Source organism: Bradyrhizobium sp. HKCCYLR20261, from assembly GCF_051168435.1.
Taxonomy (GTDB): domain Bacteria; phylum Pseudomonadota; class Alphaproteobacteria; order Rhizobiales; family Xanthobacteraceae; genus Bradyrhizobium.
In genome coordinates this window covers 85552-97285 of sequence record NZ_JBNPUZ010000010.1, presented here as the reverse complement: position 1 = coordinate 97285, position 11734 = coordinate 85552, and the positions used below count along the sequence as shown (strand labels likewise).

Here is an 11734-nt window from a genome sequence, read left to right as displayed (position 1 = left end):
AATCAGGCTTCCGGGACGAGAAATACCGCTGCCATGGGCGGGAGGATGAGGTTGAGGTGTTGATCTTCAGAGGCATGGACCTGGCCGACATTGCCGACATTGCTGCCGCCATAATGGAGGGAGTCGGAGTTGAAAGCTTCCCTCCATGTGCCGCCGAGCGGCACGCGGACCCGGTAATTGTAATACACGTTGGGCGAAAAGTTCACGACCACGACGCAGCGGGCGTGATCATCAAAGCCTTTCCGCGCCCAGGCGAAGACGTTGCGGTCGGAATCATCGGCGATCAGCCACTCAAACCCGTCCGGCTCGCAATCGCGCTCATGCAGCGCCGGCACGTTGCGATAGAGATGATTGAGGTCGCGGATCAGGGCCTGGATGCCGGCATATCTGCGGTCGCCGAGCAGGTGCCAATCGAGCGAGGTGTCGTGATTCCACTCCCGCTCCTGGGCGATCTCGCAGCCCATGAACAGCAGCTTCTTGCCGGGATGGCCGAACATGAAGCTGTAATAGGCGCGCAGGTTCGCAAAACGCTGCCAGTCGTCGCCCGGCATGCGGCCAAGGATCGAGCGCTTGCCGTGCACGACCTCATCATGCGACAGCGGCAGGATGAAGTTTTCCGAGAAGGCGTAGTGCAGGCCGAACAGGATCTCGCCGTGATGATATTTGCGGTGGATCGGATCCTTGCTGACGTAGCGCAAGGTGTCGTGCATCCAGCCCATGTTCCACTTGTAGCCGAAGCCGAGCCCGCCCATGTCGACCGGCCGCGACACCTGCGGCCACGCGGTGGACTCCTCGGCCGCCGTGGTGGCCTGCGGGAAATGCCCGAACACGTCGATGTTGGTCCGGCGCAGAAACTCGATGGCTTCGAGATTCTCGCGGCCGCCGAACTTGTTCGGGATCCAGCCGCCGGAGGGACGGCTGTAGTCGAGATAGAGCATCGAGGCGACGGCGTCGACGCGCAGGCCGTCGATGCCGTAGCGCTCGAGCCAGAACAGCGCATTGGAGCGCAGGAAATTGGCGACTTCCGTGCGGCCATAATTGTAGATCAGCGTGCCCCAGTCGAGGTGCCGGCCCTGCATCGGGTTGGCATGCTCGTACAGCGCGGTGCCGTCGAAATGGCCGAGGCCGTGCGGATCGTCCGGGAAATGTCCCGGCACCCAGTCGAGCCACACCGCGAGGCCCTCGCGATGGCAGGCATCGATCAGTGCGCAGAAATCCTCAGGGCTGCCGAAGCGGCTGGTCGGCGCGTACAGGCCGGTGGGCTGATAACCCCAGGAGCCGTCGAATGGATGCTCGTTGATCGGGAGAAATTCGATATGGGTGAAGCCCATGTCGCGCGCATAGGCCGGCAGCTGTTCGGCCAGCTCGCGATAGGTCAGCCATTGATTGTCGTCCTTGCGCCGCCACGAGCCGAGATGCACCTCGTAGATGGAGACCGGCCTGTTCAGCTTGTTGATGTCATGCGGCGCGGGCTGCGGCCGGGGCAGGCGCGTTTCGTCGACGACGATCGAGGCCGTCTTCGGGCGCACTTCGGCTGCGAACGCCATCGGATCGGACTTCAGCGGCAGGTGCTCGCCCTGCGGGCCGATGATGTCGAACTTGTAGTGGTCGCCGGCGCGGGCGCGCGGAATGAACAGCTCCCAATACCCGTTGCCACGCACCCGCATCGGATGCCGCCGCGCATTCCAGAAGTTGAAATCTCCGACCACGCTGATGCGCCGCGCATTCGGCGCGAGCACGATGAAGCCGACGCCGTCGACGCCGTCGATCACCATCGGGTGCGCGCCGAGCTTGTCGTAGAGCCGCTCGTGGTTGCCCTCGCCGAGCAGATGCAGGTCGAAATCGCTGAGAATGGGCAGGAAGCGGTAGGGGTCCTCGAGGTCGGTGACCTGATCGCCAAAGGTGGCGCGCAGGCGATAGCGCTGCATCGACGACATCGTCCCGGTGAACAGGCCGGCATCGTGGATGCGCGCCAGCGGTGCCACTTCGCCATGCTCGCCGACCACCTCCACCCGGGAAGCCTCCGGCAGGAACGCGCGCACGACGGTCTTGCCGTCCACATTGTGCTGACCGAGATAGCGAAACGGGTCGGCATGCCGGCCCTCGATGATCGCAAACGCCTCGGGAGAAAGATGGGTCATGAAGACTCGCTGGCAGGAGCTGGCACGGACAGGACGCGAAGCAGATTGCCCAGCGCGACGCGAAGCCAATCCGGCCGGTGGGCCAGATCATATTCGAGCGCGCCGAGGGCTTTTTCCAGCAGGAAAAAGTTAAGGAGCGCCTCCGCGCTGTGCGGATCGTCCGGCCAGAGGCGCTGGTTGGCCTTGACCTCGCGATAACCGCCCAGGAATGCGGCAGTCGCCTGATCGCGCCACTCCGACAACGCGGCGGCGATCCGGCCGTGATCGTCAGGACCTGCCTTCAACGCGCGCTCGAGTGCAACGCGGGCCGAGCAATCGATCGAGCGCAGGAAGCCTGCGATGTCGCGCGCCGGCGGGGCCTTGCGGCGGCGCTCGGCGAGCGGCAGTCCCTCGTCACCATCGAAGTCGATGATGACGATGTCGTCCTTGACGATCAGGATCTGGCCGAGATGGAAATCGCCATGCAGACGGATGTCGCAGCCGCCGATTTGGTGCAGAAGCAAGGTGCTTAGCCGTTCCGACAATTCGCCGCGTCTGGCGAGCACCTGATCCGCCAGTCCCCGCTCTGGATCCTTCAGGTGGTCGCGGCGTTCGCTCAGCCCGGCCACCACCCGGCCGGCCTCGGCGCGCAGCCGGTCGATCCAGTGATCGAGACCATCGGCCGTGGTCGGTTCGGGGGCGAACTCCGGCAGGTCGCTGCGCGAAGCGAGTGCGGCATGCAACTCGCCGAAGCGGCGGCCGGCCTGGGTCATGTAGCGCAGATAGGGCGAGAGCTCCTCGCTCTGGCGTTCGTCGCCGCTGGCGGCAAAGACGCGCTGATCGTCGACAAAGCGGTCGAGATAGGCGGCGCTCACGGTCCAGCCGTCGCCCTGGTTCTCGATGTAGCCGTGGACACAGCCGACGGTCTGCCGCTCGCCCTCCTGAATCACCTCGACGCTGCCGAGCAGCGGCGGCACGTTGGCAAAGCCGACCGTCTCCGTCAGGAAGCGGCCGACGTCGACTTCGGGATGCGGACCTGCCTCCAGCTCACGGCGGATCTTGACGAAGAACTCGTTGTTGACGACCGCCTTGCTGCTGCAGCGGTCGGTCTCGACCACACGCACCTGCTCGGATTCACGGATCTGCTTGTCCGGGAATTTCGAGGTCGGCCGGAATTCCAGCCGGACGCCGTTCTCCTCCACCGTCAGCGATCGCTGCAGATTGTGCAGCAGCAGCGCGAGGAAGATCGGGCTGGTGGCAGCGTCGAGCAGGGTGCCCTCACGGGCGCCCTGGCGCACGGCGGCAAGGGCCTGCGGATTGTAGCGGTCGCGATCGAAGCGCACCCATTCGATCTGCATCGGCAACAGGTAGCGCAGCTTGTCGTCGCGCTCGGACGCCTTGAAGAAGATCAGCCAGGGACGGTTGTCGCCGATGTCGCAGAACGGGATCGCCGAGGTCAGCGTCGGGTGGATCGCGTCGGCCGAGCGCTCGGGATACCAGCGCGTGCGCGACAGATGTCCCGGCAGCACGTCGCGCTCGAACACGCTGCGGGTGCGCGCCAGCGAGACCCAGGTCGAGCCGAGCGGCACCACCAGCGTCTCGAATTCCGGAACGGCACGCTGAATGACGGGCTCGGACTTCTCGCGCTCCTTGAGCTGGAACCAATAGAAGCCGTAGGGCGCGAGCGTGATCATGTAGGGAAGATCGCCGATCGCGGGGAAACGCGACCGTCCGAGCATTTCGATCGGCACGCGGTCCTTGAAGGCCGAGAGATCGAGCTCGGTCGCCTGTGCCGAACGCGACAGGTTGGCGACGCAGAGGATGACCTCGTCCTTGTACTGTCGCACATACGCCAGCACCGACCGGTTGGCCGGCCGGATGAACGTCATGGTGCCCCGGCCGAAAGCGAGTGTCGACTTGCGCACCGAGATCAGCTTCTTGGTCGCGTGCAGCAGCGACGACTGGCTGCGCGATTGCGCCTCGACGTTGACCGCCTCGTAGCCATAGACAGGGTCCATGATCATCGGCGCGTAGAGCCGGGCCGGGTCGGCGCGCGAGAAGCCGCCGTTGCGATCCGGAGTCCATTGCATCGGCGTACGCACGCCGTTGCGGTCGCCGAGATAGATGTTGTCGCCCATGCCGATCTCGTCGCCGTAGTAGATGATCGGCGTGCCCGGGAACGACATCAAGAGCGAGTTCATCAGCTCGATCTTGCGCCGGTCATTGTCCATCAGCGGCGCGAGCCGCCGGCGGATGCCGACATTGATGCGGGCGCGCGGATCGTTGGCATAGGTCGACCACAGATAGTCGCGCTCGACGTCGGTCACCATCTCCAAGGTCAGCTCATCGTGGTTGCGCAGGAAGAGCGCCCATTGGCAGGTGGCGGGGATATCGGGAGTCTGGCGCAGGATGTCGGTGATCGGAAAGCGGTCTTCCTGCGCGATCGCCATGTAGATGCGCGGCATCAGCGGGAAATGATAGGCCATGTGGCACTCGTCGCCCTGGCCGAAATATTCCTGCACGTCCTCCGGCCACTGATTGGCCTCGGCCAGCAGCAGCTTGTCCTTGGCGTAATTGTCGAGTTCGACCCGCAGCCGCTTGATGATCGCGTGCGTCTCCGGCAGGTTCTCGTTGTTGGTGCCGTCGCGCTCGCAGAGATAGGGGATCGCGTCGAGCCGGAAGCCGTCGACGCCCGCGTCGAGCCAGCGCTTCATCACCTGGATGATCGCGCTGACCACCCGCGGATTGTCGAAGTTCAGGTCCGGCTGATGCGAGAAGAAGCGGTGCCAGTAGAACTGGCCGGCTTCGGGGTCCCAGGTCCAATTGGACTTCTCGGTGTCGGTGAAGATGATGCGCGTGCCCAGATATTTCTGGTCGGTGTCGCTCCAGACATACCAGTTGCGCGCGCTCGACCCGGGCGGACTGCGGCGGGCCCGCTTGAACCAATGATGCTGGTCGGAGGTGTGGTTGACCACGAGCTCCGTGATCACGCGCAGGCCCCGGCGCTGCGCTTCCTGGATGAAGCGCTTGAAATCCTTCATGGTCCCGAAATCGGGATTGATGCTGCCGTAGTCGGCGATGTCGTAGCCGTCGTCGCGCCCGGGCGAGGGATAGAACGGCAGCAGCCACAGCGCGGTGACGCCGAGATCCTGCAGGTAGTCGAGCTTTTCGGTGAGGCCGGCGAAATCGCCGATCCCGTCATTGTTGCTGTCGGCGAATGCCTTGACGTGCAACTGGTAGATGATCGCGTCCTTGTACCAGAGGCCGTCGCCATCGGTCTCGGTCTGGAGCGGGGCGTCCAGGGATGACATCAGGTTCATGAGGCCCTCACCGGGGAAGGAGGAGAACGAAGCGGCTGCAATCGCGCGGGGTGTGGTCCCATCGGCTATGGTCGTGATGGCATCGGCCCCGCGAGATGCGGCTCTCCTCAAAAGAGGGCAGAATAGGGGAGAAAGCGTCTCGCCGGAGGACGCTCTCGAACGTGTGCGCGAATTTGTTCACGGTGATGCCATTGACAAGAAAACAGTGTCCCGGTTCGCTAGGACCCGAGACGACCCCATAACAAAGCTGCCACGGGCGATTTTGTTCCCCAGGGAACGAGCGCGAGGGCGGCGCGTTGGGGGTCTATCCTGTTGCCTTCCAACAACAATTTGACGACGTGCGACAATTGCCACGTCCAGAATCGCGTGCCGAATGGATCTCTTCAAAGAAGCTCACAGTCTCGGAATCCTGACAGAATTCTACGATGGTCAGGGACAACTCCGCGTCACCGACGAGGCGGCCCTCAAAATCATCGTCGAGGCCTTCCCAAGGGCCACGCCGCACCCGCTTCTGAACGGCGCCGTCGTGATTCGCTCCGGGCAACCGGCGCGCAGCCGATTGGACGAGGCGGCCAAGTTGCCGGTGGTCTGGGCGGTCAAGCGCGGAGATGTCGTGGTCGCGCGCGGCGAGGCGCAGGAGCTCTCGCTCGAATGGCCGGCCGACCTTCCGGTCGGCAGCTATCGGGTCGAATTGACCGATGCGTCGTCATGCCGCGATGAGCTGCCGCTGCTGGTCACGCCGGGCAAGGCCTTCAGTGGTGATTTCGATCGCGTCTGGGTGCTGGCGGTTCAGCTTTATGGCATCCGCTCACGCCGCAACTGGGGCATGGGCGATTTCACGGACCTGGCGGATCTGATCACGCAGTGTGCGAAGCTAGGTGCCGACGGTGTCGGCCTCAATCCGCTGCACGCGCTGTTCGACGACCGGCCCGGCGATTTCAGCCCCTATGCGCCGAACAGCCGGCTGTTTCTCAATGCGCTCTATGTCGACGTCGAGCAGGCGCCGGGTTTTGCCAACGGGCCGGACAGCAAGGCTCTCGAGCCGCTGCGGCAGGCCGAGTTGGTGGATTACAAGGGTGTCGCTGCATTGAAATGGCCGGCGCTGCGCGCAGCCTTCGATGCTTTCATGGCCGCGCCGAGCAGTGCTGACGCCGCCGAGTTCAAGGCCTACCGCGCCGAGCGCGGCGACCTCCTGGCGCGCTTCACCTGCTTCGAGGTGCTGCGTCACCGGTTTCAGACGCCGTGGTGGGAGTGGCCCGAGGAATGGCGCCAACCCGATCCGGCGCGCTGCGCGGCGCTGCTCGCCGGGCCTGATAGCCGCGAGGCCGATTTCGTCGCCTATGTGCAGTGGCTCGCCGAGCGGCAGCTGCGCCATTGCAAGGACCTCGCGCATCGCCTCGGCATGAAGGTCGGCCTCTATCTCGACGTCGCCGTCGGCGTTCAATCCGACGGCTTCGATGCCTGGAACGAGCAGGGCGCCATCTCGCGGACGCTGTCGGTCGGTGCGCCGCCCGATCCGCTCAACACGGTCGGTCAGAACTGGGGCCTGGCGGGCTTTAACGCGCCGGGGCTGGAGCTGAAGAATTTCGAGCCGTTCCGGGAGATGATCCGGGCCTCGATGCGCCATGCCGGCGCGATCCGGCTCGATCACGTGCTCGGGCTGAAGCGGCTCTATCTGGTCCCGCACGGCTTTCCGGCCAAGCAGGGCGCCTATGTCCTGATGCCGTTCGATGCGCTGCTTGCCGCCACCGCGATGGAGAGCGTCGCCAACCAGTGCATCGTCATCGGCGAGGATCTCGGCACCGTCCCGGAAGGTTTTCGCGAGCAGATGGCGGATTGGGGTCTGTGGTCCTACAAGGTGATGATCTTCGAGCGTGACGACAGCGGCCGCTTCCGCGATCTCGACTATTATCCGCCCAACGCGCTGGTCACGCTGAATACGCATGATCTGTCGACCTATGCCGGCTGGCGGTCGTTCGGCGATCTCAACACCAAGCGTGGTCTGGGCATCGACCCCGGCGAGACCGACCAGGATCGCTGGCGTGCGCTCGGACTGTGGGACGAGGTGCTGCGCCATAATGGGATTCAGAGCAACGACGTGCATGCCGCGATCGGCTTCCTGTCGCGGACTCGGTCGCGCCTGCTCGTGGTCTCGATCGAGGATCTGCTGGGGGTCGTCGACCAGCCGAACATTCCCGGCACCATCGACGAGCATCCGAACTGGCGCCGCAAGATTCCGGTTCCGATCGAAGACCTCGCCGCGAGCACGAGTTTGGAGGCGTTGCGAACGGCGACGGCCGAACGGATCAGTCCCGCCGGCGTTTAGAATGCGGGGTGCGGGTGGGGGCATTTGCACACGGATGTGGAATGTCCTGCAGGATCGAAGATTACGCGCTGATCGGTGATTGTGAGACGGCGGCGCTGGTGAGCCGCAACGGGTCGATCGACTGGCTGTGCTGGCCGGCGTTCGACTCGGACGCCTGCTTTGCCGCTCTCCTGGGCGATCATCGCAACGGCCGCTGGCTGATCGAGCCACGCGGCGAGGTGACCACGACGTCGCGTCGCTATCGCGGCGACAGCCTCATTCTCGAGACCCGGTTCGAGACGGCGACGGGCACGGTCGAGCTGATCGACTTCATGCCGCCGCGCGGCAGCGCCTCCGATGTCGTGCGCCTTGTCCGCGGCATCTCGGGCAAGGTCCCGATGCGCATGGACCTCATCATCCGCTTCGGCTTCGGCGTCGAGATTCCCTGGGTGCGGCGCTCCGAGGATCGGTCCGCGCTGCTCGCCGTGTGCGGCCCGGACATGGCCGTGCTTCATACTCCGGTCGCGACGCATGGCGAAGACATGACCACGATCGCGGAATTCGAGGTGACCGCGGGCGAGACCGCGCCGTTCGTGTTGACCTATGGCCCCTCTCACCTGCCGGTCCCCAACGCGATCGACTACGAGCAGGCGCTTCGCGACACCGAGGCGTTCTGGTCGGAGTGGTCGCAGCGCTGCACGTTTCAGGGAGATCATCGTGATCTCGTGATGCGCTCGCTGATCACGCTGAAGGCGCTCACCTACGGCCCGAGCGGCGGTATCGTCGCGGCGCCCACGACATCATTGCCGGAAAAGCTCGGCGGTCGGCGCAATTGGGACTATCGCTTCTGCTGGCTGCGCGACGCCACGTTTACGCTGCTGGCGCTGATGAACTCGGGCTACACCGAGGAGGCCCTGGCCTGGCACAATTGGCTCCTGCGTGCAGCCGCCGGCGCGCCGGCGCATATGCAGATCATGTACGGCATCATGGGGCAGCGCCGGCTGACCGAATGGGAGGCGGAATGGCTGCCCGGCTATGAGGGCTCGCAGCCGGTGCGGATCGGCAACGCCGCGCATGCGCAGTTGCAGCTCGACGTCTATGGCGAACTGATCGACGCCTTCCATCAGGCGCGCATGACAAAGCTCAAGCTGAACGACGGCACCTGGGCGCTCGAACGCGCCGTGGTCGACCATCTCACCGATGTCTGGGACCAGCCCGACCATGGCATCTGGGAGCGTCGCGGTGACGGCCGCCACTACGTGTTCTCAAAGGTCATGACCTGGGTCGCGTTCGATCGCGCCATCAAGAGCGCCGAGCGGTTCGGGCTGAAAGCGCCGCTCGAACGCTGGCGGCGGCTGCGCGAGACCATCCATCACGACGTCTGCGAGAAGGGCTACGATGCCTCCGTCGGTAGCTTCGTCGACTCCTACGGCTCGAAGCTGCTCGATGCGAGCTTGTTGCTGCTGCCCGCGGTCGGCTTTCTGCCGAGCTCCGACCCGCGCATTCGCGGCACCATCGCCGCGATCGAGCAGCATCTCGTTCACGACGGCTTCGTGCTGCGGCACGATCCGCGGGAGGTGCCGACAGATGAGCAGCAGCCGATCGAGGGCGCGTTCCTCGCCTGCACCCTGTGGCTGGCCGACGCCCATGTGCTCGGCGGCGACATCGCCAAGGCGGAGACGCTGTTCCAGCGCGTGGTCGGGATCGCCAACGATGTCGGCCTGCTGGCCGAAGAATATGATACGGACGCGCGCCGGCAGACCGGCAATTTTCCGCAGGCACTGACGCACATCGCGCTGATCAATACGGCGCAGAATCTCTGCAGCGCCAAGAGGGCCGCCGAAAAGCCGGCGAAACAGCGCTCGGACGCGTGAGGCTGCCCGCGCGTCGGCTAGCCTTCCGCGTTCTCCGCCAGGATCATCTCCATCGCGTTGGCGAAGCCCTCGTCCTGGTTGGAGGTCGTGACGCGCGTGGCCTTGCTCTTCACGTCCTCGCTTGCGTTACCCATGGCGATCGACAGCCCGCTGACCTCGAACATCGCAACGTCATTGTGCATGTCGCCGATGGTCGCGACCTGGTCGAGCGGAATGCCGAGCCGTTGTGCCATCGCCGAGACGAAGGTGCCCTTGTTATGCCCGGGCGGGGTGATGTCGAGATAGTAGCTCTGCGAGCGGACAGCGGTGGCCTCACTGCCCAGTGCGTCGCGCATCTCGCCTTCGCAGCGGGCCAGCAGGTCGAAATCGCTGCTGGCGCCGACGATCTTGCAGGCGTTCGCGAGATGCGGCTGGAAGTCTTCGACGATCGTCGGCTCCGCGCGGATGGCGCGACGCTCATTCGGCACGTATTCGCCGTGCGGATTTCGTGTCAGCCAGGCATCGTTGGTAAAAAGCCAGATGTCGACGCCGGCGCGGTGGAGGAATTCGATGCTGCGCTCCGCGGCGCCTTGCGGGATCAGGCTCTGCTCCACGGGGCGCATGTCGGCATCGATGATCGAGCTGCCGTTGAACGGCCCGAGCGGCAGGGTGATCTGCAGCGGCTCGACCAGGAAGCGCATCCCGATCGCCGGGCGGCTGGAGGTCAGCGTGAACGCGACGCCGGATTCGTGCAGCCGGCGCGCCGCCTTCGCGGCGCGCTCGGTCAGGACTTTGTCCTTCGTCAGCAGCGTGCCGTCGACATCGGACACCACGAGAGCGATGCGGGTCATGAGCCGTTCCTGTTCGCGGTCAGGGGCGACCCTGGCCGGCGTGAAGCTGTTGCAGAACCTCGTCGACGATGGCCGCGATGGGAGCGTCGACCGAGACGGTGATAGGACGCTCGTCGGCTGTCGGTGGTTCCAGCGTCGCAAACTGGCTGGCGAGCAGGCCAGGTGGCATGAAATGGTTCTCGCGGTGCTCCATCCGGTCCGCGATCAGCTCGCGGCTGCCGCTGAGATACACCAGGCGGACATCGTCGCGGTTGCCCACCAGGATATCGCGATAGGCTCTCTTGAGCGCCGAGCAGGCGAGAATGATGTGCTCGCCGTGAGCGCGGCAGCGCGCGATCTCCTCGGCGATGGCTCGCAGCCAAGGCCAGCGGTCCTCGTCCGTCAGCGGATGGCCCGCGCTCATCTTGGCGACATTGGCCGGCGGATGAAAGCTGTCGCCGTCCTCGAAGCGCCAGCCGAGCCGCTCGCCCAAGGCGGCGCCGACCGTGCTCTTGCCTGAACTCGACACGCCCATGACGATGAGCGCCTGGGGCAGGTCAGACGCCACTTTGCCCCTCCGGCCATGCATCGGCATCGATGAGAACAATCGTTTCCTGGAGCGAGCGGGCGCGATTGGCCGGCAGGTCTTCACCCGTCAGCACGCGCGACATGATCGCCCGCTTGTCGGCGCCCCCAACCTCGAACAGCATGGTCCGGCAGGAGGCGAGCGCGGGCAGGGTGAGGCTGATGCGCGGGACGAACGGCGCGACATGGGCCTTGTCGACGCCGACCACCCAGCGATCGGTCACTTCGATGGCCGGAAATCCGGGGAAGAGCGAGGCGACATGACCATCTGGTCCGATGCCGAGCAGCACGAGGTCGAACAACGGGCGGGCGGGATCAAGCTTCGCATCACCATAGAACGCTTGTAGTGCGCGCTGATAGTCCGCGGCGCCGGCTTCCGGGCCGGACGCGTCGGTTGGGATCGGATGGATGTTGGCGGCCGGCGCGCAGGCATCGAGAAAGGCCTGGCGCGCCATCGTCATGTTGTGCAGCGGATCGCCCGGCGGCACGTCGCGCTCGTCACCGATGAACCAATGCACGCGCGCCCAGGGAATGCGGTCGCGATAGGCATCGGACGCCAACAGCTGATACAGCTGCCTCGGACTGGATCCGCCGGTCAGGCAGATGGCCACGCGTTCCGGATTGGCGTCGATCCGTGTCAGCAATCGTTCGGCCGCGACCCTTGCCATCGTCGCCTTGTCGGCGACGCGCATCAGTTGGCGGTCCGCAAGCCCCGCCATCG

The 11734-nt window shown here is 65.1% G+C and carries 7 protein-coding genes; 2 read left to right on the top strand and 5 right to left on the bottom strand.

From position 1 onward, the window contains the following. Window positions 1-2 precede the first annotated feature (2 nt). Window positions 3-2141, bottom strand: coding sequence for a 1,4-alpha-glucan branching protein GlgB (gene glgB / locus ACQR1L_RS22750; protein ID WP_434860156.1), 2139 nt, complete (start codon window positions 2139-2141; stop codon window positions 3-5). Continuing rightward, window positions 2138-5440 carry a maltose alpha-D-glucosyltransferase gene (gene treS / locus ACQR1L_RS22745; protein WP_434860155.1) on the bottom strand — a complete coding sequence of 1101 codons (3303 nt, stop codon included), beginning with the start codon at window positions 5438-5440 and terminating at the stop codon, window positions 2138-2140. Before treS ends, glgB begins: the two co-directional genes overlap by 4 nt. A gap of 373 nt (window positions 5441-5813) precedes the next feature. Between treS and malQ the strand changes: the two genes are divergently transcribed. Next, window positions 5814-7766: a 4-alpha-glucanotransferase gene (gene malQ, locus ACQR1L_RS22740; RefSeq protein WP_434860154.1), complete on the top strand. Its 1953-nt coding sequence runs from the start codon at window positions 5814-5816 to the stop codon at window positions 7764-7766. 41 nt (window positions 7767-7807) lie between these two features. After that, window positions 7808-9619: a glycoside hydrolase family 15 protein gene (locus tag ACQR1L_RS22735; RefSeq protein ID WP_434860153.1), complete on the top strand. Its 1812-nt coding sequence runs from the start codon at window positions 7808-7810 to the stop codon at window positions 9617-9619. Between the two features lie 17 nt (window positions 9620-9636). Here ACQR1L_RS22735 and ACQR1L_RS22730 read toward each other — a convergent pair whose 3' ends face one another. From ACQR1L_RS22730 to pgl, 3 genes are read right to left on the bottom strand one after another with little or no spacing between them, the layout of a single operon-like run. Next, entirely contained in the window at window positions 9637-10449 is an 813-nt protein-coding gene (locus ACQR1L_RS22730; RefSeq protein WP_434860152.1) for an HAD family hydrolase, read from the bottom strand. Between the two features lie 19 nt (window positions 10450-10468). Next, window positions 10469-10996: a gluconokinase gene (locus ACQR1L_RS22725; RefSeq protein WP_434860151.1), complete on the bottom strand. Its 528-nt coding sequence runs from the start codon at window positions 10994-10996 to the stop codon at window positions 10469-10471. Then, complete coding sequence (gene pgl, locus ACQR1L_RS22720) at window positions 10986-11705, bottom strand: 6-phosphogluconolactonase (RefSeq protein WP_434860150.1); 720 nt, start codon at window positions 11703-11705, stop codon at window positions 10986-10988. Before pgl ends, ACQR1L_RS22725 begins: the two co-directional genes overlap by 11 nt. Window positions 11706-11734 lie beyond the last annotated feature (29 nt).